The organism is Streptomyces sp. NPDC004065, assembly GCF_044903565.1.
Classification (GTDB): Bacteria; Actinomycetota; Actinomycetes; order Streptomycetales; family Streptomycetaceae; genus Streptomyces.
Map to the genome: position 1 here is coordinate 24,263 of NZ_JBJDQT010000023.1, position 25,192 is coordinate 49,454.

The window sequence follows — 25,192 nt, forward strand, 5'->3', positions numbered from 1 at the left end:
AGCCAAGGACCGTGATCGACGTGAAGGTCGGCATCCCCCGCGAGGTCAAGAACAACGAGTTCCGGGTGGCGATCACCCCCGCCGGCGTGCACGAGCTGGTGCGCAACGGGCATCAGGTGGTCGTCGAGCGGAACGCCGGCGTGGGCTCCTCGATCCCGGACGAGGAGTACGTCTCGGCCGGCGCCCGGATCCTGGAGACGGCCGACGAGGTCTGGGCCTCCGCCGACCTGCTGCTGAAGGTCAAGGAGCCGGTCGCCGAGGAGTACCACCGTCTGCGCAAGGACCAGATCCTCTTCACCTACCTGCACCTGGCCGCGTCCAAGGAGTGCACGGACGCCCTGCTGGAGTCCGGCACCACCGCGATCGCCTACGAGACGGTCGAGCTGCCCAGCCGCGCCCTGCCGCTGCTCGCCCCCATGTCCGAGGTCGCGGGCCGGCTCGCCCCGCAGGTCGGCGCGTACCACCTGATGCGCGCCGCCGGCGGACGCGGGGTGCTGCCGGGCGGGGTCCCGGGCGTGCCGGCCGGCAAGGCGGTCATCATCGGGGGCGGCGTGTCGGGGTGGAACGCGGCGCAGATCGCCATCGGCCTGGGCTTCCACGTGACCCTGCTGGACAAGGACATCAACAAGCTCAAGGAGGCGGACAAGATCTTCGGCACGAAGATCCAGACCGTCGTCTCCAACGCCTTCGAGCTCGAGAAGGCCTGCCTCGAGGCCGACCTCGTGGTCGGCGCCGTCCTGATCCCGGGCGCCAAGGCCCCCAAGCTGGTCACCAACGAGCTGGTGTCCCGGATGAAGGCCGGAAGTGTCCTTGTCGACATCGCGATCGACCAGGGCGGCTGCTTCGAGGACTCCCACCCGACCACGCACGCCGAGCCGACCTTCCAGGTCCACCAGTCGGTGTTCTACTGCGTCGCCAACATGCCCGGCGCGGTGCCCAACACCTCCACCTACGCACTGACCAACGCCACGCTGCCGTACATCGTCGAACTGGCCAACCGCGGCTGGGTGGAGGCGCTGCGCCGCGACGCCGCGCTGGCCAAGGGCCTCAACACCCACGACGGCAAGGTGACTTACCGCGAGGTCGCCGAGGCGCACGGCCTGGAGCACGTGGAGCTGGAGACCCTGCTCGGCTAAGTCGCCTTTCCGCGAAGGCGATACGTCAACACGGCGTGCCAACCACGCCCACCCGGCCGGACCTTGCCCGACGAGGTCCGGCCGGCTGTGTGTATGGTCACTTCGCCGCCGCCGGTCAACTCGCCTCGAAAGCAACCGTTCGACCGATTCACGCACCGGTGAAACCTGCCGTGCGACGGCCGTACGCCCTTGACAGAGGGATGTTTCATTGCCGACACATCGGGCCGGGTCCGGCGGATTGTGTTGCTGCGGACGCCCGACACGCCATAGAGTCGCCAATCGTCGGCATGGTGCCACGCTGACCTGTCTAGAAGTTCCCTGGTCACCAAGGAGGTAAGACGACTTGTGAATGAGTCGACATTTTCTCCCGGGGGTGGTCAACCAGGAACGCCTGCGCGGGGCCAGGGCCCCACGGGGCTCGAGGCTGTCGGCTCCGTTGCTGTGCGCACCTTCGCAGCCCATCAGGGTCACCGGTTCTCCGGGACGACCCAGCCAGCACACCAGAGCATGGATGGCCATCACGTGAACGCCATGGCCGGCGACGGAAGTGGCGCGCCCCACAACCACTTCGCCGACTACGACGAACTGCCCGAGGGGCACTTCTACGACCCCGACGCCGAGTACGAGCCCGACCCCGAGTACGCGGCCACGCTCGCGCCCGACGCGGCCCGCCAGCGCCGTGAGCGCATCGGCCCGACCGGACGCCCGCTGCCGTACTTCCCGATCCCGGGCCCACTGACCGACCACGGACCCGCGAAGATCATCGCGATGTGCAACCAGAAGGGCGGCGTCGGCAAGACGACGTCGACCATCAACCTGGGTGCCGCGCTCGCGGAGTACGGCCGGCGCGTGCTGCTCGTGGACTTCGACCCGCAGGGCGCGCTGTCGGTCGGTCTCGGCGTCAACCCCATGGAGCTCGACCTCACCGTCTACAACCTGCTCATGGAGCGGGGCATGTCCGCGGACGAGGTCCTGCTCAAGACGGCGGTCCCCAACATGGACCTGCTGCCCAGCAACATCGACCTGTCGGCGGCGGAGGTCCAGCTGGTCTCCGAGGTCGCGCGCGAGTCGACCCTCCAGCGGGCGCTGAAGCCGCTGATGGACGACTACGACTACATCGTGATCGACTGCCAGCCCTCGCTCGGCCTGCTCACCGTCAACGCGCTGACGGCCGCGCACAAGGTGATCGTGCCGCTGGAGTGCGAGTTCTTCGCGCTGCGCGGGGTCGCGCTGCTGACCGAGACCATCGAGAAGGTCCAGGAGCGCCTCAACCCGGAGCTGGAGCTCGACGGGATCCTCGCCACGATGTACGACTCGCGCACCGTGCACAGCCGTGAGGTGCTCGCGCGGGTCGTCGAGGCGTTCGACGACCACGTCTACCACACGGTCATCGGGCGCACGGTCCGCTTCCCGGAGACCACCGTCGCCGGTGAGCCCATCACCACCTACGCCTCCAACTCCGTCGGCGCCGCCGCCTACCGCCAGCTCGCCAGGGAGGTGCTCGCCCGGTGTCACGCCGAGTGAGTCTGCCGGGGGCCGACGAACTGTTCCGTACGACAGGGGGGATGGCGCTCCAGGCGTCCACTCCCCGGCGCCAGGCCAACGGCGAGGCCCGGGTGCCCGCTCCCGCGGGGGAGAGCGACGCGGCGGCCGCCGCGGAGGACGCCCCGCAGTCGGTTCCCGCCCAGGGGGGCGACGGCGAGGGCGCGGAGCACGTCGCGGCCGACGCCGAACCGGCCGACGCCGGCGAGTCCCGCAGCCGGGGCGCGGCGGGCACAGCCGGTGAGCGCCCCGGGCGGCGTCCGGGGACGCAGGAAGGTTCTGCCGCCGCGGCGGCCCAGCCGCAGCCGCGCAAGCGCGGGCGGGCGGCGGCCCGCAGGCCCAGCGGCCGTGAGCGGCACGACGAGAAGATCACGGTGTACGTCTCCGCCGAGGAACTGATGGACCTCGAGCACGCCCGCCTGGTGCTCCGCGGTGAGCACGGCCTGGCCGTCGACCGGGGCCGTATCGTCCGCGAGGCGGTCGCCGTGGTCCTCGCCGACCTGGAGACCCGCGGGGACGCCAGCATCCTCGTACGGCGGCTGCGCGGGCGGTAGCGGTAGCCTGCGGGGGCCATGACCTCGAACAACCCTCCCGCCCCCGGCTCCGGCGGCCCCGCCGGCCGCCGGCGTGCGCTGGGCAGGGGACCCGGAGCGACCCCGCGCCCGGACCGGCCGGCCGAGGACGCCGCCCCGGACCGGGGTCCGGCGCGCCCCGGGGACTCCCCGGAGAGCGAGGACCGCGCGAGCACCGGCGGGGCCCCGCTTCCCGAGCCGCCCCGGGCCCACCCCGCGGCACCGCACACCGCCCCGGCCCCCGGCGCGGCCACCCCGGCCACCGCTGCCGCCCAGGACCCGGGCCCCGCTTCCCGCCCCCGGACCGGAGCCGTTGTGCCGCCCCGGACCGGGCCGTCACCCGATGCCGCGACACCGGCAGCAGCCGGCGGCGCGACGGCCGGACCCCAGCCGCACCCGCGCACGGAAGCAGCGCCCCGCACGACCACCTCTCCGCCCGGCGCGGACCCGTCCCCCGAGGCCACGTCGCCGCTCCGGTCCGGGCGGTCACCCGAGGCCGGCGTGACTTTCCAGGCAGGGGCGGGTTCCGAGACCGGGGTGGCCTCCGAGGCCGGGGTGACGTCGGAGGTTCGGTCGGGGTCCGGTGCCGGGGTGGTCTCCGGGGCCGGGGCGTTGCCCGGAGCCGGACCGGCGTCCGGGGAACGGCCGGTGGACGGGGCCGGGAGCGCGGCAGGCGGCCGGACCGGGGCCGAGCCGCCTTCCCAGCCGCGCACGGCCGCGGCCCACGAGACGGCGGTGGCGCCCGGCATCGGCCCAGCCGCCGGTCGCAGGGCCTCCGACAGCGGCGCGGCGGCCGAGCGGGCCGCGACGCCCGGCACCGGCGCGGGGGCCGTTCCCGCGATCTCCGACGGCGGCGTGGCGGCCCGGCCGGCCGTGGCCTCCGGTGCCGGCGTGGCGGCCGAGCGGGCCGCGGCGCCCGGCACCGGCGCGGCGGACGTGGAGCGGGTCGCGGCGGGCGAGTCACCTCTTGCGCCGTCGCCGGGCACGGGGGTGGACGGCGACGGTGACGGCGGCGGGGTCTTCAAGGTTCGGCTGGCCAACTTCGAGGGGCCCTTCGACCTGCTGCTCCAGCTGATCTCGAAGCACAAGCTCGACGTCACCGAGGTCGCGCTGTCGAAGGTCACCGACGAGTTCATGGCGCACATCAGGGGCATGGGGCCCGACTGGGACCTGGACGAGACGACCGAGTTCCTGGTCGTCGCCGCCACCCTGCTCGATCTCAAGGCGGCCCGGCTGCTGCCCGCCGCCGAGGTCGAGGACGAGGCCGACCTCGCGCTGCTGGAGGCCCGCGACCTGCTGTTCGCGCGGCTGCTGCAGTACCGCGCGTACAAGCAGATCGCGGACATCTTCAACCGCAGGCTCGAGGAGGAGGCCCGCCGCCACCCCCGTACCGTCGGCCTCGAACCCCACCACGCCGAGCTGCTGCCCGAGGTCGTCATCAGCATCGGCCCCGAGGGCTTCGCCCGGCTCGCCGTCAAGGCCATGCAGCCCCGACCGAAGCCGCAGGTGTACGTCGACCACATCCACGCCCCGCTGGTCAGCGTGCAGGAGCAGGCGGGCATCGTGGTCGCACGCCTGAGGGAACTGGGCGAGGCCAGCTTCCGCGCGCTGGTCGAGGACACCGACGACACCCTCACCGTGGTCGCCCGCTTCCTCGCCCTGCTGGAGCTGTACCGGGAGAAGGCCGTCGCCCTGGACCAGGAGACCGCCCTCGGCGAGCTGCTCGTGCGCTGGACCGGCGGGGACGGGGACCAGACACCCGTGGTGACGGACGAGTTCGACCGGCCGCCCGAGGAGCCCAAGGAGGAGAAGAGGCCGTGAACGAGGAGACGACCGTGGCCCCGGCCGGACCGCGCACCGCCGCCGGGCTGGACCTCAAGCCCGCCCTGGAGGCGGTCCTCATGGTCGTGGACGAACCCGCGACCGAGGAGCAGCTCGCGAAGATACTCGAGCGGCCCCGCCGGCAGATCGCGGACGCGCTGCGCGAGCTGGCCGACGAGTACACCGTGCAGGGCCGCGGCTTCGAGCTGCGGCTGATCGCCGGCGGCTGGCGCTTCTACACCCGCCCCGAGTACGCCGCCGCCGTGGAGGGCTTCGTGCTCGACGGCCAGCAGGCCCGGCTCACCCAGGCCGCCCTGGAGACCCTCGCCGTGGTCGCCTACCGCCAGCCGGTCAGCCGCAGCCGCGTCTCCGCCGTACGCGGGGTCAACTGCGACGGCGTGATGCGCACCCTGCTCCAGCGCGGTCTCGTCGAGGAGGCGGGCACGGAACCCGAAACAGGTGCGATCCTGTACAGGACGACGAACTACTTCCTGGAGCGGATGGGCCTGCGCGGTCTGGACGAGCTCCCGGAGCTCGCGCCCTTCCTCCCGGAGGCGGAGGCGATCGAGGCCGAGACCCAGGAAGGGGTGCCGTCGTTCGACCCGGACGCGCCCGACGACGACGCGCCGGGCACCCCGGCGAGGCCGGGTACCGACGACGCAGACGACCAGACGGAACTTTGATGCGAAGCAGCGGCAGGAACGGCGGACACGGCGGGCGCGGCAACCACCGCGGCGCCGGCAACAACAGGGACGACAAGCAGGGGCAGGGCCGCCCCCGCAAGCCCCGCCCCGAGGAGCGCCGCTACGACGTGGGCCCCGGCGCGACCAAGGACGGCCCCAAGGCCGGGCGCGGCGGCGCGGCCCGCGGCGGCGCCAAGGGCGGCCCCAAGCAGGGCCGGCCGCAGGACGGCGGTCGCGGCCGCACGGCGCCCGCCCGCTCCCGCGAGTACGAGGCACGGGTCGAGGAGCGCAACCGCGAGCGCTACGCGGGCGGGAAGGACGTCAAACCGCCCAGGACCTTCCCGGGCGCCGAACAGGAGGGCGAGCGGCTGCAGAAGGTCCTCGCCCGGGCCGGCTACGGCTCCCGGCGCGCCTGCGAGGAGCTGATCGACCAGGCCCGCGTCGAGGTCAACGGCGAGATCGTGCTGGAGCAGGGCCGCCGGGTCGACCCCGAGAAGGACGAGGTCAAGGTCGACGGGCTGACCGTGGCCACGCAGTCGTACCAGTTCTTCGCGCTCAACAAGCCCGCCGGCGTCGTCTCCACCATGGAGGACCCCGAGGGCCGGCAGTGCCTCGGGGACTACGTCACCAACCGGGAGACCCGGCTGTTCCACGTGGGCCGGCTGGACACGGAGACCGAGGGCGTCATCCTGCTCACCAACCACGGCGAGCTGGCCCACCGCCTGACCCACCCCAAGTACGGCGTGCGCAAGACCTACCTCGCGCACATCGTCGGACCGATCCCGCGCGACCTCGGCAAGCGCCTGAAGGACGGCATCCAGCTGGAGGACGGCTACGCCCGCGCCGACCACTTCCGGGTCGTGGAGCAGACCGGCAAGAACTACCTCGTCGAGGTCACCCTGCACGAGGGCCGCAAGCACATCGTCCGCCGCATGCTGGCCGAGGCCGGGTTCCCGGTCGACAAGCTGGTGCGCACCGCCTTCGGCCCGATCGGCCTCGGCGACCAGAAGTCCGGCTGGCTGCGCCGGCTGTCCAACACCGAGGTCGGCATGCTGATGAAGGAGGTCGACCTCTAGGACCCGGGACCTCCGGGGACCGGTAGCCGGGACCCTCATGGTCCTGGGACTTTCAGGGCCCTGGGACCCGCAGGGACCCGGGCCCTCCAAGGCCGGGCGCCTCTGAGGCTCGCCTCCAAGGCCGGGCGTCCCGGGCGCCTCTAAGGCCGGGCGTCCCGGGCCGCGTGGTCCGGGCGCCCCGGTCGGCGCTCGTCCGCCGCGGCGGCCTGCCGCGGGAGACCGGGCGCCCGCAGCGCGGAGGCGTGGCGGACGCGGTGCAGGAAGTCCTCCACCCGCCGGCGGTCCGGGTGCTCGGGCAGCGGGGTGCGCAGGGACGCCTCCCGGGCCTGCGCCGCCAGGCGGTCCGTCCAGGCCTCGAACTCCGGCCACGCGACCTCGCCGCGCCGGACCGCCAGCAGGCTCTCCCGGTGCTCGCCGGCGTCGACCGTCAGCCGTCCGGTGCGCAGCAGGTCGCGGGCGCTCATCAGCAGCCGCAGCAGGTGCATGGCGTGCTTCCAGCGCGGGGCGCCGTGCGTGCGGATGTCGGCGTCCAGCTTGCGCCGCTGCCCGAGGGCGTACCCGGTGAAGGTCTCGTACACCCGGCGGGACAGGAACGCCTCCCGCAGCGCGAGGAGTTCACGGCCGGTGGCGTCGGCGTACTCCACCAGCGGCGAGTGCAGGCACTCCAGGACGTTGGGGTTGCCACGCAGCGCCAGCTCGCAGAAGCGCTCCAGCTCCCAGCTGAACCGCTCGGGGCCGGGCCCGTCCGCGTGCGTCGGCGGCTTGTCGAAACGCCAGAACAAGGGCGTGGGGGCGACGAACACGCCCCTACGGTCGGTGTCGCTGTCCGGCGTCGCCAGCCCGAAGGCCCGCGAGCCCATGACACAGGAGTAGATCGTGTGGTCGCGTACCAGGTCCTCGGGCTGCATGCCGGGAGCGTACGCGGAACGTCACAGCAGGCGAATCGAATTGTCGCTCACCTGGATCCGCTTGGCGGGCAGCGGGCGGGTGGCCGGGCCGTGGGCCACCGAGCCGTCCGCGATGTGGAAGCGGCTGCCGTGGCAGGGGCAGTCGATGGTGCCGTCCGCGACCCGGCTGACCGTGCAGCCCTCGTGCGTGCAGATCGCGGAGAAGGCCTTGAACTCGCCGAGCTGCGGCTGGGTCACCACCACCTTCTGGGCCGCGAAGACCTTGCCGCCGCCCTCCGGGATGTCGCCGGTGCCGGCCAGTGCCTGTCCCTCGGCCGGGGTGTGCGGGGAGAGCGAGCTCGCCGGGGAGGCCGACGTCTTCTCCGAGGGAGAGGCCTTCGTCGAGTTCCCGGCGCCGTTGCCGTCGTCGTTGCCGCAGCCGGCCGCCACGAGCGCCACCGCGCCCGTGGTCAGGATCGTGCGCCGCGTCGAGCCCTGCGTCATCTCGTCACTCCGAGGGGTGCTGGGTGGGGGGAGCTCCGGGCGGAGCAGGAGCATCTTCGCACCGGAACCGCCCATCACGAAGCAACCCGGGAGGGAACGCCGCGAAACGGTCGTTCCGCCGCGTGTCTCAGCGGGCGGGCGCCGCGCACCCGCGCCACGCGGGCTGACTAGGCTGGGAGGTCCAGCAGCCGACATCCACCGAGCAAGGAGCAGCGCCGTGGCGGTACGAGCGGTCCGGGGGGCCGTCCAACTCGAGCGGGACGAGGCCGGCCACATGGACGAGCGGGTCGGGGCCCTGCTCACCGCGGTCCTGGAGCGCAACGGCCTGACCGCCGACGACCTGATCAGCGTCTGGTTCACGGCCACGCCCGATCTGCACAGCGACTTCCCGGCCGCGGCCGCCCGCAAGCTCGGCATCGTCGACGTGCCGCTGATCTGCGCCCAGGAGCTGGACGTCGAGGGGGCGATGCCCCGCGTGGTGCGCATCCTCGCCCATGTCGAGTCCGACCGGCCGCGCGCGGACATCGCCCATGTCTACCTGGGCGCGGCGGCGGCCCTGCGCAAGGACATCGCCCAGTGAGAAGCGCACTCGTCATCGGCACCGGCCTCATCGGCACCTCCGCCGCCCTGGCCCTCGCCCAGCGCGGCGTGACCGTGCACCTGACCGACCGCGACCCGGAGCAGGCCCGTACGGCGGCGGCGCTCGGCGCCGGCACCGACGAGGCCCCGGACGGGCCCGTCGACCTCGCCGTCGTCGCCGCCCCGCCCGCGCACGTGGCGGGGGTGGTCGCGGACGCCATGCGCCGGAACGCGGCCCGCGGCTACCTGGACGTGGCCAGCGTCAAGGGCGGCCCGCGCCGTGAGCTGGAGTCGCTCGGCATGGACCTGGCCCGCTACATCGGCAGCCACCCCATGTCGGGCCGGGAGAAGTCCGGCCCGCTGGCCGCCACCGGCGACCTCTTCGAGGGCCGGCCCTGGGTGCTCACCCCCACCCGGGACACCGACACCGAGGTCCTCAACCTGGCCCTGGAGCTGGTCTCGCACTGCAGGGCCGTGCCGGTCGTCATGGACGCCGACGCCCACGACCGGGCGGTGGCGCTGGTCTCGCACATGCCGCACCTGGTCTCCAGCATGGTCGCCGCGCGCCTGGAGCACGCCGAGGAGACGGCCGTACGGCTGTGCGGGCAGGGCATCCGGGACGTGACCCGGATCGCGGCCTCCGACCCGCGGATGTGGATCGACATCCTCTCCGCGAACCCGGGACCGGTCGCCGACCTGCTGTCCGACGTCGCCGCCGACCTGGACGAGGCGGTCCGGGCGCTGCGCGCGCTGCAGTCCTCCGACGAGGACAAACGGCGCGAGGGCAGCACCGGGATCGAGGACGTGCTGCGTCGGGGCAACGCCGGGCGGGTCCGCGTCCCCGGCAAGCACGGCTCCGCGCCGCGCGTCTACGAGGTCGTCGCCGTGCTCATCGACGACCAGCCCGGACAGCTGGCCCGCATCTTCGCGGACGCCGGCCTGGCCGGGGTCAACATCGAGGACGTACGGATCGAGCACGCCACCGGGCAGCAGGCGGGCCTGGTGCAGCTGATGGTCGAGCCGAAGGCGGCGCCGGTGCTGACGGCGGCGCTGCGCGAGCGGGGCTGGGCCATCCGGCAGTAAGAGGGCACCCGGGATGCCAGTAACCTTGTGCGGGGCGCACTCGCGTCCCGCCCACCCGATCACCCCCCTTCACCAGGAAGGTGCCCCGCTGTGGAAAACGGCGCCGCCCGGACCGTCAAGCCCGTGATTGTCGCCATCGACGGCCCCTCCGGCACGGGCAAGTCGAGCACGTCCAAGGCCGTCGCCGCGCAGCTCGGCCTGAGCTACCTGGACACCGGCGCCCAGTACCGGGCGATCACCTGGTGGATGGTGACCAACGGGATCGACATCGACGACCCGACGGCGATCGCCGCCGTGGCCGGCAAGCCGGAGATCGTCTCCGGCACCGACCCCGCCCACCCGACGATCACCGTCGACGGTGTGGACGTGGCCGGCCCGATCCGCACCCAGGAGGTCACCTCCAAGGTCAGCGCGGTCAGCGCGGTACCGGAGGTGCGGGCCCGGATCACCGAGCTGCAGCGCTCGCTGGCGTCCTCCGCCGCGACCGGCATAGTCGTCGAGGGCCGCGACATCGGCACCACCGTGCTGCCGGACGCCGACCTGAAGATCTTCCTCACCGCCTCCCCGGAGGCCCGCGCCGCCCGCCGCAGCGGCGAACTGAAGGGCGCGGACGTCCACGCCACCCGGGAGGCCCTGATCAAGCGGGACGCGGCCGACTCCAGCCGTACGACCTCCCCGCTGGCCAAGGCCGCCGACGCGGTCGAGGTGGACACCACCGACCTGACGCTGAAGCAGGTCATCGAGTGTGTCGTCACGCTCGTCGAGGAGAAGAGAGCCGCGAAGTGAGCCTTCCGTCTCAGCGCACGGCCCGCCGTGCGCCGGAGCGCGCGCCGGGCCCGCCGTCGGAGCGCGGCGCGGACGTCGGGCGCCGGATCGGCGTGGGGCTGATGTACGGGCTGTGGCGCCCGCGCGTGCTGGGCGCCTGGCGGGTGCCCGCGAGCGGGCCGGTGATCCTCGCCGTCAACCACTCGCACAACATCGACGGCCCGATGGTGATGGGCGTGGCGCCCAGGCCGGTGCACTTCCTGATCAAGAAGGAGGCGTTCGTCGGCCCGCTGGACCCCTTCCTGACCGGCATCGGACAGCTGAAGGTGGACCGCGACAGCACCGACCGCACGGCGATCAGCCGCGCCCTCGGTGTCCTGAAGCAGGGCGGTGTGCTCGGCATCTTCCCCGAGGGCACCCGCGGCGAGGGAGACTTCGCCTCCCTGCGCGCCGGGCTCGCCTACTTCGCGGTGCGCGGCGGGGCGCCGATCGTGCCGGTGGCGGTGCTGGGAAGTTCCGAGCGGCGCGGGCGGTTGATAAAGGGACTGCCTCCGCTGCGCTCCCGCGTCGACGTCGTCTTCGGCGACCCCTTCGAGGCGGGCGACGCCGGCGGACGGCGCACCCGCAGGGCGCTGGACGAGGCGACCGAGCGCATCCAGAAGCAGCTCACCGCCCACCTGGAAAACGCCAGGCGCCTCACCGGGCGCTGAGCAACACTTGAGTAGTGGATCACCGCGAACCGAAGCGGTGCTCCACCGACCACCACGATGAACTACGAGGTACGGACTTCATGAACGAGGACAACCAGCCCGACGGCTCGGCCGCGCACGAGTACGAGCACGGGGCGCTCGGCGACGCCGAGTACGCGGAGTTCATGGAGCTCGCCGCGGGGGAGGGCTTCGACCTCGAGGACGTCGAGGGCGCCATCGAGGAGGCCGGACACGGCCCGCTGCCCGTGCTCGCCGTCGTCGGCCGGCCCAATGTCGGCAAGTCGACTCTGGTGAACCGCATCATCGGCCGCCGTGAGGCGGTCGTCGAGGACAAGCCGGGCGTCACCCGCGACCGCGTCACCTACGAGGCCGAGTGGGCGGGCCGCCGCTTCAAGGTCGTCGACACCGGCGGCTGGGAGCAGGACGTCCTCGGCATCGACGCCTCCGTGGCCGCCCAGGCCGAGTACGCCATCGAGGCCGCCGACGCGGTGGTGTTCGTGGTGGACGCCAAGGTCGGCGCGACGGACACCGACGAGGCGGTGGTCCGGCTGCTGCGCAAGGCCGGCAAGCCCGTGGTGCTGTGCGCCAACAAGGTGGACGGCCCCAGCGGCGAGGCCGACGCCGCCTATCTGTGGTCGCTCGGCCTCGGTGAGCCGCACCCGGTCTCGGCCCTGCACGGCCGCGGCACCGGCGACATGCTGGACCGCGTGCTGGAGGTGCTGCCCGAGGCGCCGCGCGAGACGTTCGGCGCGGCCGGCGCCGGCGGCCCGCGCCGGGTGGCCCTCATCGGCCGCCCGAACGTCGGCAAGTCCTCGCTGCTGAACAAGGTGGCCGGCGAGGAGCGCGTCGTCGTCAACGAACTGGCGGGCACCACCCGGGACCCGGTCGACGAGCTGATCGAACTCGGCGGCAAGACCTGGAAGTTCGTCGACACCGCCGGCATCCGCAAGCGCGTCCACCTCCAGCAGGGCGCCGACTACTACGCCTCCCTGCGCACCGCGGCCGCCGTCGAGAAGGCGGAGGTGGCCGTCGTGCTGATCGACGCGTCCGAGAGCGTCTCGGTGCAGGACCAGCGGATCATCACCATGGCCGTGGAGGCGGGCCGCGCCCTCGTCGTCGCCTACAACAAGTGGGACACCCTCGACGAGGAGCGCCGCTTCTACCTCGAGCGGGAGATCGAGACCGACCTCGCGCAGATCTCCTGGGCGCCGCGGGTGAACGTCTCGGCGCGCACCGGGCGGCACATGGAGAAGCTGGTCCCGGCGATCGAGACGGCGCTGGCCGGCTGGGAGACCCGGGTGCCGACCGGCCGCCTGAACGCCTTCCTCGGCGAGCTGGTCTCCGCCCACCCGCACCCCATCCGGGGCGGCAAGCAGCCGCGCATCCTGTTCGGCACCCAGGCGGGCACCAAGCCGCCGCGGTTCGTGCTCTTCGCCTCCGGGTTCATCGAGGCGGGCTACCGGCGCTTCATCGAGCGCCGGCTGCGCGAGGAGTTCGGGTTTGAAGGGACGCCGATCCACATCTCGGTGCGCGTGCGCGAGAAGCGGGGCGCCAAGCGGAAGTAGGACCGCGCGCCTGGTCGCGCGGCGGCGGAAGCGCGCGGCGCGAAGGCGCGCGCGGCTGACCGAGCGCAGGCGCGCGGGAGCGCGCGCCAGGAAGCGCGTGGTGCGCAGGCGCGCGCGGCGTGCAGGTATGCGTCAGGGGCGGCCCTCCGAGACGGAGGGCCGCCCCTTCGGCGTTCTTCCCGCCGTGTCACAGACCCCGGCGCGGTGCGGGTGGTAGGGCCGCCGGGACGTGGTGCATTCCCGGGTCCTGCCGCCCGATCGTGCCGACCCGCTGCCATTGGGCCTGCTGGTGACCGGTGCCGTGCCGGGTGCTGTAGGAGCCCGCGCCGTAGGCGCTGTACCCGTTCTGGCCCGTGCCGTGGGAGAGGTTTCCGAACGCGACGAAGCCCAGGTCCTCCTCGCCGCTGCGGTCACCCGGCAGGGCTCGGTAGGCCTTGACGTACTCGGCGCAGAGCGCGTCGTAGATCGGCGTGGCCGATGGGCCGCCCTGCGGGTCCTGGGCCCGCCGCGCGGACGGGATCGGCGGGTAGGACTGGCGGCGGGGAACGTCGTATGCGTGCACGTATGTGCAAACGACCCCGGACCTGAAGGGATGCGGCTCAGGTACCGGCCAGCGGGAGCGCCGCCGCGACCAGCTTCCCGGTCGCGGCCGCCCGGTCCAGGGCGTCGCGCAGCAGGTCCTCGCGCGGCTGGCGGCCGATGGAGCCCACCGGGGCCGCGAACATGATCACCTGCTGGTGCTTGTTGGCGGCCGCCCGCCAGCCCTCGGTGACCTGCAGCGGCTGGTGCGCCTGCCACCAGGCGACCGGCCGGGCCCCGTCGGCGCCGGGCTGCAGGACGGCGTGCAGCTGGCCCATGGCGAGCAGCACCGACCAGCCGTGCAGCACCGGCGGCACGGCGGTGATCTCGGTCAGCGGCATGAAGCCCTGCTCGATGAGGAGCGGCAGGAAGTCGTCGCCCGCGCCCGTCGTGCCCGGGCGCACGATCGGCGCGGTCGGCTCGACGACCAGCGCCGGGTGCAGCTCACCGTTGATCAGCACGAGCCCGCTGGTCACTCCGAGCACGGCCTGCTCGGGTGCCGGGCGCTCGGACCCCGCCTGCCCGGGTCCCGCCTGCCCGGGTCCCGCCTGGCCGGGTCCCGCCTGGCCGGGTCCCGCCTGGCCGGGTCCCGCCTGGCCGGGGACGGCCTGCCCGGGCACCCGGCCGGCGGCCGCGTCGGCGTTGATGGAGCGGACCGCGCCGCGCAGCTGCTCCTCGGTGACCTGGACGACCTGCGAGGGCAGGCAGGTGGCGTGGGCGAAGGCGAGGACGGCGGTCTCGTCCCCGACGAACAGGACGGTGCTGGTGCGCTCCTGGGCGGAGTCGCCGGGGGTGCGGCAGGACGTGCAGTCGTAACTGCCCGGGGCGTTCTCTCCGGCGAGCAGCCGGTCGGCTTCTTCGTCGCCGATCTCGGCGCGTACGGCGTCGCTGACGTCGAGCATGCGCGGCACGGGTGGCTCCCTCGGGATGCGGTGCGTGGCGGGACCGGGTGGCTCCCGGCCCATGGGCCGGGAGGGCCCCCGGCTCATGAAGAAGACAACGGACGATCTGTGGCGGGAGTCACGCCCTCCGCCGAACGGAATCGAACCATCCACCGCACAGGGTCACACCGGGTGCGGAATCGGGCACTCATCGTCAACTCCCGGACGGGTCAAGGGCCTTGACGCGGTGAAGTGGGTCACAGACCGCCGGTGGCGAGGGTCGAAAAATCCGGAAATCAGCGAATGAAGTGGGTGTCCGGAAATCGCCGATACCTTCGGTAACCGGCAACTGGCCTGGCCCGACGGGCCGTTGGTTGATCCCGGCTCGGCATGCTCCCTACATTCCTCCGCCGTGTGCACCGAGCACCGCCCGGGTACGTCCGCCGACCGCACCGAGCCCGCACCACCGAGCACGACCTCACCAGGCGGACGGGGCGGGCGCGCCGGCCGCGTCCAAGCGCGGCGGGCGCGCACCGCCTTGGGGGACCCCGGGTTGTCCGAAAGGGATTCACATGTCCGAATGTGCCGATAGGAACGCCGACACCACGCGTGAGACCACCCGCAGGACGCGCACCACGGCGGCTCTCGCCGGAGCGATCCTGCTCGCCCCGCTGGGCGTGCTGGCCGCGACCGGCAACGCCCACGCGGCGGACGGCGGCGTGTGGGACCGCATCGCCCGGTGCGAGAGCGGCGGCAACTGGCACATCAACACCGGAAACGGCTACTACGGCGGACTCCAGTTCGCCGCGAGCACCTGGCGCGCCTACGGCGGCACGGCCTACGCGCCCCGCGCCGACCAGGCCTCCCGGTCCCAGCAGATCGCCGTCGCCACCCGGGTCCAGCGGGCCCAGGGCTGGGGCGCCTGGCCGGTCTGCTCGGCCCGGGCCGGCGCGTCCGGCGGCGCACCCGCGTCCGGCTCGGGCGGGGGCGCGACCGGGTCGTCGTACGAGTCCCACAAGTCCACGCACAAGTCGGGCCGGTCCGAGGCGCACGGCACGGGCCACCAGAACACCCAGCAGCCCGCGCAGCGGCCGTCGAAGGCGCCGGCCCACGAGACGGGCCACACCGGCCGCGGCGGCTCCCGCGGCGAGTACACCGTCCGCGCGGGCGACACGCTGAGCGGCATCGCCGCCCGGCACGGGACCACCTGGCAGCGGATCTACGCCGCCAACAAGCCGGTCATCGGCGGTGATCCCGACCTGATCGTGCCCGGGCAGCGCCTCGCTCTCTGAGCGCTCCCCCCTCTGCCGGGCACCTGGCCCCGCCCCGTCCGCCGACCGGGCGGGGCCTGCCGTCGTCCGGGACCGCGCCGGCGCGTCCCGCGGCCCGGTGCGGCCGCCCCGGGCGGGCGGCCCCGCGGCTCGGCCCGGGCACCCCGGGCGGGCGGTCCTGCGGCTGCGCGCGGGCACCCCGGGCGGGGTCGTACGGCCGCGTGCGGCGCCGCCCGCCGTCCGGCCCGGGAGGGGGTTTTGTGCCGGGCCGGTGAATTTCCTGTGCGGCGGAGGGTGCGCTGATCATGCGCGGATCAATCGCGGGACCGGAATGCGGCGGCCTTCCCCGCGGCCCCCGTACGGCTCGCGCGGGTGCTTTCCGCGGGCCTTTTCCGGGTGCCGTCACCGGGGGCGGGAATTGCCCGCGAATGGCCGCGGGAGAGGAACACGAACGCCCGCCTGCGGGGGCGCGGTTCATCCGGTCGCGCGTCGGCGTCCTGTGACAGAAGCGTGACAGCGGGGAGAGAAGTGGCCCGGGGGCCGGGTGTTCTTCCGCGGTTCCCCGCCAGGGCCTAGCGTGGCCGTATGGCATCGATCCCCCCTCCGCCCGCGGAGCCAGAGGACAGTCCGGACGGCTATGTGGGCCTCGAGCCCGAGCACGCCGAACGGCTCGCGCGCGAGCGCGGCTGGACCACGGTCCGGTCGCTGCCGCCCGGCGCGATCATCACCATGGAGTACCGGTACGGGCGGCTGAACTTCGAGGTCGCCGACGGCCGCGTGGCGCGCGCCTGGAAGGGCTGACTGGAAGAGCTGACTGGAAGGGCTGACTGGAAGGGCTGGGGCGACCGCCTGGACGGCTGACCCGGCCGCCCGGCGGGCGGTGGGCCCGGCACGGCGGAGGCGGGTGCCCGGCGCACGGACGGCGCGGGCACCCGCCTGCCCGCTTCAGCCGCCGGCGAGGGGGCGGGGCGCCGAGGCCGTGCCGCGCGGAAGGCGGTCGGGGTGGGCGCGGTCGGGGTGCGGGGGCCGGCGGCTGCCGGCCGGGGTGACCGGCGTGCGCTCCGAGCGGACGGCGTGCGGACCGGACGCCAGGTGGACCGGCGTCCGGGAGGCACGGCCGGCGCCGACCGTCTCGCGGGCCACCGGAGCCTCGTCCCTGGCGGGCACGCGCGGTCCCAGGGCCACGGGCGCGCCGACGGGCACGACCGGCACGGGCACCGGCGTACGGCGGCCGCGGCGGGAGCGCAGGCGGTCGCGCAGATCGAGGACCGCGGTCTCGGACCGGGCGATCAGCGGCTCGCACCAGGGCAGCGCGAGCAGGATCAGCAGCCCCGCGGCCCAGCCGAGCAGCACGTCGCTGAGCCAGTGCGTACCCAGGTAGACGGTGGTGAGGCCGACGCCGAGCGAGGTGACCGCGGACAGCGCCGACAGCCAGCGGCGGGCTCTCGGGGTGGAGGCCAGATAGGCCAGGATCCCCCAGGTCACCACGGCGTTGGCCGTGTGCCCGCTGGGAAATATATCGCCGCCCATGCCCATCTCGTTGGAGCCGATGACGGTCGCGTAGTGCGGTCCGAGGCGCCCCATGCCGAGCTTGGCGGCGCCCACCGTGATGTTCAGCAGCAGCAGTGACGCGGCGAGCGTGAGCAGCGGGCGCAGCGTGTGCTGCCGCCAGGAGCGCCAGCCCAGCCAGGACGCGACCATCACGGCGGTCGGGCCGCGCTGGCCCAGCACCACGTAGTAGTCGAGGAACGCGTGGATCTCGGGCCACTGCTGGTACGGCCGGAAGAACATGACCTGCCAGTCGAGCCGGACCAGCCAGGAGGTGGTCACCACGGCCCAGACGATGGACAGGTAGAAGGCCAGGGTCGCCGAGAAGAGAACCACCCGGTGGCGGCTCATTCTCGGCACGTCGATGTGCGCCGGCCGCTGAGGCTCACGGTCCAGCCTGGCGAACACCCGGTCCAGGCGGGTGGTGAGGGTTCCTTCGGTACGCACCTAATCGACGTTACAGCGAGTGAGGACTGTTCCCGGACGAATCGCGGGGTTTGTGATGACGATGTGATGTGGGATTGCTCTCAACGGCCCTTTAATTCCCCGGAATCCGTAATCCCGTCCGGTCTCCGCGCCGCATTTCCTTTGATCATTCCGGTACTTGCTTATGCGGCGCTTATGAATGCGTTGACCGGATGCTCGGATGTAATTACCCGTGTGATCGTCGGACGGTCCGTCACGACCGGCCCGTCACCGGGCCGGTCCGCTCACGGGGGGCCGGAGCCGTTCAGCCAGAACGCCCCGTAGAGGGCCGAGGCCACCGCGACGGCGCCCAGCACCTGGGCCTGCCGCGGCGGGCGCAGCCGGGCGAGGCCCAGGGCGAGCGGCAGCAGCAGTGGGAAGGCGGGCAGCAGCAGCCGCGGCTTGGAGCCGAAGTAGCCCGACGCACACAGGGCGAGCGCGGTGATCACGCCCGAGTACACCAGCAGCGGCAGCGGCTGGCCCTGGCGCACACCGGTGACGTACAGCCGGATCACCAGGCCGACCCCGGCGATCAGCGCGAGCCCGGCCAGGGCCGAGGGGAAGGAGGTCAGCTTCCCGGCGGCGAAGCGGGCGAAGGCGTAGCCGCCGTCGAAGCCGTTGTGCCAGCCGGCCTGCACGTCGAGGTAGCCCAGCGGGCCCCCGCCGGTGCGGTGCCCGACCCACAGGACGTACCCGGCCGCGCCGAGCGGCGCGAGCAGCATGCCGGCAACGGTGCGGGAGAGCGCGGCGCGGGACGGGCCGGCCGGGGCGCCCTCGTCGCGCCCGGTGACGGCCGGAGCGCACGCGTCGCGCCCCGTGGCGCCAGGGGCGCGCGCCGCCCGCCACGCGCCCCCGCCGTCACCGGTGCCACGGGACCGCACGAACGAGGTGATCGCCCCCGTCCACACCGCCGCGGCCACGGCGAGCCCGACCGGCCGGGTCAGCCCCGCCGCCAGCGCCAGGACCCCCGCGCTCACCCAGCGGCCGGTCAGCACGGCGTACAGCGACCAGGCGGCGAGCGCGGTGAACAGCGACTCGCTGTACGCCATCGACTGCACGATCCCGACCGGCAGCACCGCCCACACCAGCACCGCGCACACCCCGGCCCGGCGGCCGTGCACATGGTCGGCGACCGCGAAGATCCCCCAGGCGGCGGCGAGCGAGGCGAGCAGGGCGACGACGAAGCCGGCGTCGGCGTACGACAGCGGCGTCACCGCGGCGCCCAGCCGCTCCAGCCAGGGCAGCAGCGGAAAGAAGGCCAGGCTGGAGTGCACGTCGCCGTTCGGCAGGCGCACCTCGTAGCCGTACCCGGGCCCGGCCACCCGCTCGTACCACAGGGCGTCCCAGCGGGCGGTCAGCAAGGTGTACGCGCTCTTGCCCCGCGCGGCACTCCAGGCGGCCAGGACCAGCAGGCCCAGCGCGCGCACGGCCGCGTACCCGAGGAGCGCCGGGGCGGCCCGGCGCAGGGCCCCGGGCCGGGCCGCCGTCATAGGCATCGCGAGATCGGTCACCGGCCCGATTATCCGCACCGACCGGAACCGTCCGTACCGGCGGGTGCGTGATGACGGGCGGGGCAGTGGCGTACGCCACACCGGTTCGCGCGGGGTCTGAGAGGTGGGCCACGTGCCACCGGGCCGAATGCGCGTACGCTGACGTGTCACTCGCAGTCGCCGCGCGGGCCGGGGACCTCCGCTCCTCCCCGGCCGAGCAGCGGGGTTCCCCACCCCGCGCCCGCCGGACGCGAGGGTTCATCTGGGAGGTACGTACATGTCCGGGACGACCGCGGCCGCCGCCCGGCCGCGCCGTCGGGCGGCCGGGGCCGGTGCCGATCGCTGGGTCGTCCTGGTCGTGCTCTGCGTCAGCCTGCTGCTGGTCGCGGTGGACGCGACCGTCCTGCACGTGGCGGTCCCCGCCGTCACCGAGGACCTCCGGCCGGGCGCCATCGAACTGCTCTGGATCGTCGACACCTATCCCCTCGTCTGCGCCTCGCTGCTGATCCTCTTCGGCACGCTGGGCGACCGGGTCGGCCGCAGACGGATCCTGCTGCTCGGCTACGGCCTGTTCGGGGTCTCCTCCGCCGTGGCCGCGTTCGCGCACGACCCGCGGACCCTGATCCTCGCGCGGGCGCTGCTCGGCGTCGGCGGCGCCATGATCATGCCGGCCACGCTGTCGATCCTGCGGGCCGTCTTCCCCGACCGGCGCGAGCGGGCGCTGGCCATCGGGGTGTGGAGCGCGGTCGCCGCGGTGGGCGCGGCGGTGGGGCCCCTGCTCGGCGGCTTTCTGCTGGAGCACTTCTGGTGGGGGTCGGTCTTCCTCGTCAACATCCCGCTGATGCTGGTCAGCCTGCCGGTGGGCCGGCTGCTGCTGCCGGAGTCGACCGGCGACCGGGACGGCCCGTGGGACGTGGCCGGGGCGCTGATGGCGGCGGCCGGCCTGTTCGGCGTGGTGCTGGGCGTCAAGCGGCTCGGCGGCGGGGAGCCGGCGGTGAGCGCGCTGACCCTCGGCCCGCTGGTGGTGGGCGCGGCGCTGCTGGTGACGTTCGTCCGCCGGCAGCGGCGGCGCCGGCATCCGCTGGTGGACCTCGGGATGTTCGCCCGGCCGGCCTTCAGCACCTCGGTGGGCTGCATCGTGCTGGCGATGCTGGCGCTGGTCGGTCTGGAGCTGATCGCGGCCCAGTATCTGCAGCTCGTGCTCGGACTGTCCCCGCTGCAGACGGGGCTGCGGCTGCTGCCGCTGACGTTCGCCGCGATGGCGGCCGGGCTGCTGGGCGCGCGGATGCTGCGCCGGTTCGGGCCCCGGCGGATGGTGTGCGCCGGGTTCTGCGCGACCGCGGCGGCGGTGGTGCTGCTGACCGCGATGGGCGCGCAGGACGACGCCTGGCTGCTGCTGGCCGGCTTCGTGCTGCTCGGCTTCGGGCTGGAGACCACGCTGTTCGGGGCGTACGAGTCGATGCTGAACGAGGCGCCGCCGGCTCAGGCGGGCGGGGCCGCGGCCATCGGCGAGACGTCCTACCAGCTCGGTGCGGGCATCGGCATCGCCCTGCTGGGGACGGTGATGAACGCGGCGTACGCGCCCGGGCTCGCGGACGTGCCCGGTGTGCCGGCGCCGGCGTCGGGGGCGGCCTCGCACTCGCTGGGGGAGGCCTACGAGGTGGCCGGCCGGCTCGGCGGCGCGGCCGGGGGCGCCCTGCGGCGGGCCGCCCGGGACTCCTTCGTGCACGGTCTGCATGTGACCCTGCTGGTGAGCGCGGGACTGCTGCTGCTCGGCGCGGTGATGGCGCTGCGGCTGCCGCGGGTGATGCAGTGCGAGGAGGCGGCGGACGACGAGGCGGTCGGACTGCCCGCCCAGCGGGAGGTCGAGCGGGACCGGGTGTCCGCCTGAGGAGCGCCCGCGCGGCGTGCGTCCCGGGGGCGCGGGCGGCGGCCACGGGTGCTGGACGCCGGGCCCGGCACGTCGTAACGTCGGGGCCGAGTCGCGTAACTAGCGGTGCTAGTTTTGTTGAGCCGGAGGTGCCCATGCCGTCGTCGTTGCCCCCGTTCGACCCCACCGATCCCCTCGGGCTCGACGATCTGCTGGAGCCGGAGGACCTGGCCGTCCGCGACACCGTGCGCCGCTGGGCCGCCGACCGCGTCCTGCCGCACGTCGCCGAGTGGTACGAGAGCGGCGAGCTGCCCGGCATCCGGGAACTGGCCCGGGAGCTCGGCTCCCTCGGCGCGCTCGGGATGTCCCTCAGCGGATACGGCTGCGCCGGCGCGACGGCCGTGCAGTACGGCCTCGCCTGCCTGGAGCTGGAGGCCGCCGACTCCGGCATCCGCTCCCTGGTCTCCGTACAGGGCTCCCTCGCCATGTACGCCATCCACCGCTTCGGCAGCGAGGAGCAGAAGCAGCGGTGGCTGCCCCGGATGGCCGCGGGGGAGGTGATCGGCTGCTTCGGGCTCACCGAGCCCGACCACGGCTCCGACCCCGCCGCCATGCGGACGTACGCCAAGAAGGACGGCGGCGACTGGGTCCTCAACGGCCGCAAGATGTGGATCACCAACGGATCCGTGGCCGGGGTCGCCGTCGTCTGGGCGCAGACCGACGAGGGCATCCGCGGGTTCGCCGTGCCGGCCGGCACGCCCGGCTTCTCCGCGCCGGAGATCAAGCACAAGTGGTCCCTGCGGGCCTCGGTCACCAGCGAGCTCGTCCTCGACGACGTACGGCTGCCCGCCGACGCCGTACTGCCGGAGGTCACCGGGCTGCGCGGACCGCTCAGCTGTCTCTCCCACGCCCGCTACGGCATCGTCTGGGGCGCCATGGGCGCGGCCCGCTCCTGCTTCGAGGCCGCGGTCGACTACGCCAGGACGCGCGAGCAGTTCGGCAGGCCCATCGGCGGTTTCCAGCTCACCCAGGCCAAGCTCGCCGACATGGCGGTCGAACTGCACAAGGGGCTGCTGCTCGCCCACCACCTGGGGCGGCGCATGGACGCCGGCCGCCTGCGTCCCGAGCAGGTCAGCTTCGGCAAGCTCAACAACGTGCGGGAGGCGATCGAGATCTGCCGCACGGCGCGGACGATCCTCGGCGCCAACGGGATCTCGCTGGAGTACCCCGTGATGCGGCACGCCACCAACCTCGAGTCGGTGCTCACCTACGAGGGCACCGTCGAGATGCACCAGCTCGTGCTGGGCAAGGCGCTCACCGGGCTCGACGCCTTCCGGTGAGCCCCGGGCGGGGCAGGGCCGGCGTACGGCCCTGCCTCAGCTCTGGTTGAAGAACCCGTCCGACCGGTGCGCGGCCGGGTCGCCGCTCACGATCTCCGTGTCGGCGGGGGACAGCAGGAACACCCGGGTGGAGACCCGGTCGATGGAGCCGCGCAGGCCGAAGACGAGCCCGGCCGCGAAGTCCACGACGCGCTTGGCGTCGGCCGACTCCATCGCCGTCAGGTTCACGATGACGGGCACGCCCTCCCGGAACAGCTCGCCGATGGCGCGGGCGTCCCGGAAGCTGTCCGGCGTCACCGTGCCGATCCGGCGGCCCTTCTCCTCGGCCGTGTCCGTGGCCACCTTCACCCGGGGGTCGGTGACCCAGGCGTCCCCGGACTCGGTGCCCTCGGAGTAGTCGTCGTCGTAGTAGCGCTCGTCTTCGTTGTCGTCGACGAGGCCGAGCCACGCACTCGCCTTGCGTACCGATCCCATGGACGCCTCCTCTCACAGCGGTCTCTCCTGCTTTCCGCATCCCTATGGTCATCCATGATGCGGACGGCGCGCCAAGTGAATAGACGCCGCACGGGGGGTTTGTGACGGTACTGGTGCACAGCGAATCCGTCGAGAGCCCGTATGCCCCAAGGCTCGTGCGCTACACGGCTGCTGACTGTGAGTGAAATATGATTGTCCCCGGCACTTGGGTGACCGTCGGTGCGTACGGGTGAACGAAGTGGTCGATACGATGCGGCGGCTCAACGTCGTACGCGTCACGGGGGATCGCCATGTTCGGAATCGTCAGACCCTGCCGCCACCGGCTCGGGAAGAACCTCGCCACCCAGTGGATGGCCCATCTGTGCGGACTGTGCCTGGCCCTGCGCAGCGATCACGGACAGTTCGCACGCATAGCGACGAATTATGACGGACTTCTCATATCCGTGCTGACCGAGGCCCAGTCGCAGGGCGCGGGGGAGTCCAGGGGCCGTCGGCGCACGGCCGGCCCCTGTCCGCTGCGCGGCATGCGCACGGCGTCCGTCGCCCGGGGCGAGGGCGCCCGGCTCGCGGCGGCCGTCTCCCTGGTGCTCGCCTCGGCCAAGGTGCGCGACCACGTCGCCGACGGCGACGGGCTGCTGGCCCGCCGGCCGGTGGCGCTCGCCGCCCGCCGGGTCGCCGACGGCTGGGGCCGCGCGGGCGCCCGCACCGGGGCCTACGTCGGGTTCGACACCGCGGTGCTCGTCGACGCGGTGGACCGGCAGACCGGCATCGAGGCGCTCGCCGGGCCCGGCACACCGATCCTCGCCGTGACCGAGCCGACCGAGACCGCGACCGCCGCGGCCTTCGCGCACACCGCGGTGCTCGCGGGCCGCCCCGGCAACGCCGCGCCGCTCGCCGAGGCCGGGCGCCTGTTCGGGCGGCTCGCGCATCTGCTGGACGCCGTGGAGGACCGCGAGGCCGACGCCGCCTCGGGCGCGTGGAACCCGCTCACCGCCACCGGCACCCCGCTCACCGAGGCCCGCCGGCTCGCCGACGACGCGGTGCACGGCATCCGGCTCGCCCTGAAGGAGGTCGAGTTCGAGGACGGCCGGCTCGCCCATCTGCTGCTCGCACACGAACTCGGCCGCTCCGTCGACCGGGCGTTCGGCACCGCGTCCTGCGGGCACGGGCACCCCTCCCAGGACGCACCGGAGGGCGCGCCCGAGGGCGCCTTCGGCCCCCCGCGCACGCCGTACCTGCCGCAGGACCCGCACACCCCGCAGCCTCCCGCCCCGGGCCCGCGCGGCTTCTGGGCCGGGTGCGCCGCGGCCCTCGCCGTGTGCTGCACCTGCCAGGTGTGCTGCGCCGACGAGTTCGAGGGCCCGTGGTCGAGGCGGCGGCGCGAGGGCGTGTGCAGCAACTGCGACTGCTGCGACTGCAGCGACTGCGGGGACATGTGCGGGTGCTGCGGCGACAACTGCTGCAGTTGCGACTGCTGCGACTGCGGCTGCGACTGCTAGCGGGGCGCGGGCGCACCTGGGGCTGCCCTGGCCTGTCGGCCGCTCGGCCCGTCGGCCTGTCGGTCAGGGGTGGGGCAGGGGTGCCGGGGCCGTTCCAGGGCCAACCGGTCGTCGTCCGGGCGGGGGATTCGTGGGAGGCGGTCGCCGCTCAACTCCCGCCCCGCATACGGCGGAAGGCCACCGGCGGCTCTCCCCCCGCCGTGCTCCCGCACCTTCTCCCGGCGCCGGGCGGACCCGACGACTTCATGGACCGTACGGCGCCACCGCTCCGGGACGGCGGCGCGTTCCGCGCGGCACCGGGGCGCCGCTGTGCGCCCGCACCCCGGTTTGGCCGCCCCGCCGCACATGGAAGGGTTGAACGCATGACGGACGCACCCGCCCGCCGGCAGCAGGGGCACGAGGACCGCACCGACGCGGTGCCGGCGCCCCACGGGCCGCTCGCACCGGCCTGCCCGCACTGGCCCGAGAGCCATCCGGATGGTCGAATTCCGGACAACCCCGGGACCGGGAGGGCGGACGGCGACGCGGTCGTGCTCACCGCCGCCACGGCGGCCCGGGCCCACGCCCTGGGCCGGCCGGTGCCGGGGCGCTTCACCCGGTACGCCGCGAGCCGTACCGTGCGCGTGCCGGACGCGGGCGGGCGCGAACGCGGTCCCGCGATACCGGCGGGGGAGCGGACCGTGCTCCGAGGCGCCCCCGGCCACTGACGGTGCGTCAACCGGGCGCGCATACCGGTCGAGACCGCACACAGCCCACTTGGAACGCACAGAGTCGCACGGCCTAAAGGCACCCTTGCGCCGACCGGCCGTTCGGCCGAATACTCCCCCACAGCGCTTGTCAGGGGCACGGCTT

Annotated in this window: 24 protein-coding genes; 17 read left to right on the top strand and 7 right to left on the bottom strand. The window is 73.9% G+C overall.

The features are described from left to right. Positions 1-11: 11 nt before the first annotated feature. From ald to ACI2LW_RS23035, 6 genes are all read left to right on the top strand, one after another. Positions 12-1,136 carry an alanine dehydrogenase gene (ald, locus tag ACI2LW_RS23010; protein WP_404733087.1) on the top strand — a complete coding sequence of 375 codons (1,125 nt, stop codon included), beginning with the start codon at positions 12-14 and terminating at the stop codon, positions 1,134-1,136. A gap of 531 nt (positions 1,137-1,667) precedes the next feature. Then, the gene (locus ACI2LW_RS23015; protein WP_404733177.1) at positions 1,668-2,660 is read left to right on the top strand and encodes a ParA family protein; all 993 of its coding nucleotides are present in this window, start codon (positions 1,668-1,670) and stop codon (positions 2,658-2,660) included. Beyond that, a complete protein-coding gene (locus ACI2LW_RS23020) occupies positions 2,645-3,232 on the top strand; it encodes a hypothetical protein (protein WP_404733088.1) in 588 nt (195 codons plus the stop codon). The genes ACI2LW_RS23015 and ACI2LW_RS23020 overlap by 16 nt, the downstream gene beginning before the upstream one ends. Before the next feature lie 891 nt (positions 3,233-4,123). Further along, entirely contained in the window at positions 4,124-5,071 is a 948-nt protein-coding gene (locus ACI2LW_RS23025) for a segregation and condensation protein A (protein ID WP_404733178.1), read from the top strand. Next, on the top strand, positions 5,068-5,754 hold the full coding sequence (gene scpB, locus ACI2LW_RS23030) for an SMC-Scp complex subunit ScpB (protein WP_404733089.1): 687 nt from the start codon (positions 5,068-5,070) through the stop codon (positions 5,752-5,754). Before ACI2LW_RS23025 ends, scpB begins: the two co-directional genes overlap by 4 nt. Beyond that, positions 5,754-6,830, top strand: coding sequence for a pseudouridine synthase (locus tag ACI2LW_RS23035; RefSeq protein ID WP_404733090.1), 1,077 nt, complete (start codon positions 5,754-5,756; stop codon positions 6,828-6,830). Before scpB ends, ACI2LW_RS23035 begins: the two co-directional genes overlap by 1 nt. A 140-nt stretch (positions 6,831-6,970) precedes the next feature. Here ACI2LW_RS23035 and ACI2LW_RS23040 read toward each other — a convergent pair whose 3' ends face one another. Both ACI2LW_RS23040 and ACI2LW_RS23045 read right to left on the bottom strand, forming a co-directional pair. After that, positions 6,971-7,738, bottom strand: coding sequence for a DNA polymerase beta superfamily protein (locus ACI2LW_RS23040; protein WP_404733091.1), 768 nt, complete (start codon positions 7,736-7,738; stop codon positions 6,971-6,973). 21 nt (positions 7,739-7,759) lie between these two features. Beyond that, on the bottom strand, positions 7,760-8,221 hold the full coding sequence (locus ACI2LW_RS23045) for a Rieske (2Fe-2S) protein (protein ID WP_404733092.1): 462 nt from the start codon (positions 8,219-8,221) through the stop codon (positions 7,760-7,762). A 217-nt stretch (positions 8,222-8,438) separates the two neighbouring features. On the opposite strand from ACI2LW_RS23045, the gene aroH reads away from it, so the two are divergent. From aroH to der, 5 genes are all read left to right on the top strand, one after another. Further along, entirely contained in the window at positions 8,439-8,801 is a 363-nt protein-coding gene (gene aroH / locus ACI2LW_RS23050) for a chorismate mutase (RefSeq protein ID WP_404733093.1), read from the top strand. After that, positions 8,798-9,883, top strand: coding sequence for a prephenate dehydrogenase (locus ACI2LW_RS23055; RefSeq protein ID WP_404733094.1), 1,086 nt, complete (start codon positions 8,798-8,800; stop codon positions 9,881-9,883). The genes aroH and ACI2LW_RS23055 overlap by 4 nt, the downstream gene beginning before the upstream one ends. Before the next feature lie 90 nt (positions 9,884-9,973). Next, complete coding sequence (gene cmk / locus ACI2LW_RS23060) at positions 9,974-10,669, top strand: (d)CMP kinase (RefSeq protein ID WP_404733095.1); 696 nt, start codon at positions 9,974-9,976, stop codon at positions 10,667-10,669. 101 nt (positions 10,670-10,770) lie between these two features. Beyond that, the gene (locus tag ACI2LW_RS23065; RefSeq protein ID WP_404733179.1) at positions 10,771-11,358 is read left to right on the top strand and encodes a lysophospholipid acyltransferase family protein; all 588 of its coding nucleotides are present in this window, start codon (positions 10,771-10,773) and stop codon (positions 11,356-11,358) included. An 80-nt stretch (positions 11,359-11,438) separates the two neighbouring features. Continuing rightward, positions 11,439-12,923: a ribosome biogenesis GTPase Der gene (der, locus tag ACI2LW_RS23070; protein ID WP_404733096.1), complete on the top strand. Its 1,485-nt coding sequence runs from the start codon at positions 11,439-11,441 to the stop codon at positions 12,921-12,923. A 187-nt stretch (positions 12,924-13,110) separates the two neighbouring features. Here the strand turns inward: der and ACI2LW_RS23075 are convergent, their stop codons facing one another. Both ACI2LW_RS23075 and ACI2LW_RS23080 read right to left on the bottom strand, forming a co-directional pair. Next, positions 13,111-13,485: a hypothetical protein gene (locus ACI2LW_RS23075; protein WP_404733097.1), complete on the bottom strand. Its 375-nt coding sequence runs from the start codon at positions 13,483-13,485 to the stop codon at positions 13,111-13,113. A gap of 37 nt (positions 13,486-13,522) precedes the next feature. After that, complete coding sequence (locus tag ACI2LW_RS23080; protein ID WP_404733098.1) at positions 13,523-14,413, bottom strand: hypothetical protein; 891 nt, start codon at positions 14,411-14,413, stop codon at positions 13,523-13,525. 542 nt (positions 14,414-14,955) lie between these two features. Here ACI2LW_RS23080 and ACI2LW_RS23085 point away from each other — a divergent pair. Together ACI2LW_RS23085 and ACI2LW_RS23090 are read left to right on the top strand one after the other, a co-directional pair. After that, positions 14,956-15,675, top strand: coding sequence for a transglycosylase family protein (locus tag ACI2LW_RS23085; RefSeq protein ID WP_404733099.1), 720 nt, complete (start codon positions 14,956-14,958; stop codon positions 15,673-15,675). Positions 15,676-16,239: 564 nt separating this feature from the next. Next, positions 16,240-16,455, top strand: a complete 216-nt coding sequence (locus tag ACI2LW_RS23090) for an I78 family peptidase inhibitor (protein ID WP_404733100.1) — start codon at positions 16,240-16,242, stop codon at positions 16,453-16,455. A 144-nt stretch (positions 16,456-16,599) separates the two neighbouring features. On the opposite strand, the gene ACI2LW_RS23095 is transcribed toward ACI2LW_RS23090, so the two are convergent. Then, positions 16,600-17,649: a phosphatase PAP2 family protein gene (locus ACI2LW_RS23095; RefSeq protein ID WP_404733101.1), complete on the bottom strand. Its 1,050-nt coding sequence runs from the start codon at positions 17,647-17,649 to the stop codon at positions 16,600-16,602. A gap of 263 nt (positions 17,650-17,912) precedes the next feature. Beyond that, positions 17,913-19,163: a hypothetical protein gene (locus ACI2LW_RS23100; protein ID WP_404733180.1), complete on the bottom strand. Its 1,251-nt coding sequence runs from the start codon at positions 19,161-19,163 to the stop codon at positions 17,913-17,915. A 271-nt stretch (positions 19,164-19,434) separates the two neighbouring features. Here ACI2LW_RS23100 and ACI2LW_RS23105 point away from each other — a divergent pair, with 271 nt between their 5' ends. Further along, positions 19,435-21,048 (top strand): MFS transporter, encoded by a 1,614-nt coding sequence (locus tag ACI2LW_RS23105; RefSeq protein ID WP_404733102.1) that lies wholly within the window; start codon positions 19,435-19,437, stop codon positions 21,046-21,048. A 134-nt stretch (positions 21,049-21,182) separates the two neighbouring features. Continuing rightward, positions 21,183-22,367 carry an acyl-CoA dehydrogenase family protein gene (locus tag ACI2LW_RS23110; protein WP_404733103.1) on the top strand — a complete coding sequence of 395 codons (1,185 nt, stop codon included), beginning with the start codon at positions 21,183-21,185 and terminating at the stop codon, positions 22,365-22,367. A 36-nt stretch (positions 22,368-22,403) separates the two neighbouring features. Here the strand turns inward: ACI2LW_RS23110 and ACI2LW_RS23115 are convergent, their stop codons facing one another. Continuing rightward, a complete protein-coding gene (locus ACI2LW_RS23115) occupies positions 22,404-22,841 on the bottom strand; it encodes a cell division protein SepF (RefSeq protein WP_404733104.1) in 438 nt (145 codons plus the stop codon). Between the two features lie 290 nt (positions 22,842-23,131). Between ACI2LW_RS23115 and ACI2LW_RS23120 the strand changes: the two genes are divergently transcribed. Both ACI2LW_RS23120 and ACI2LW_RS23125 read left to right on the top strand, forming a co-directional pair. Beyond that, positions 23,132-24,340, top strand: coding sequence for a DUF5685 family protein (locus ACI2LW_RS23120; protein ID WP_404733105.1), 1,209 nt, complete (start codon positions 23,132-23,134; stop codon positions 24,338-24,340). 362 nt (positions 24,341-24,702) lie between these two features. After that, a complete protein-coding gene (locus tag ACI2LW_RS23125) occupies positions 24,703-25,047 on the top strand; it encodes a hypothetical protein (RefSeq protein WP_404733106.1) in 345 nt (114 codons plus the stop codon). The last annotated feature ends 145 nt before the right edge of the window (positions 25,048-25,192 follow it).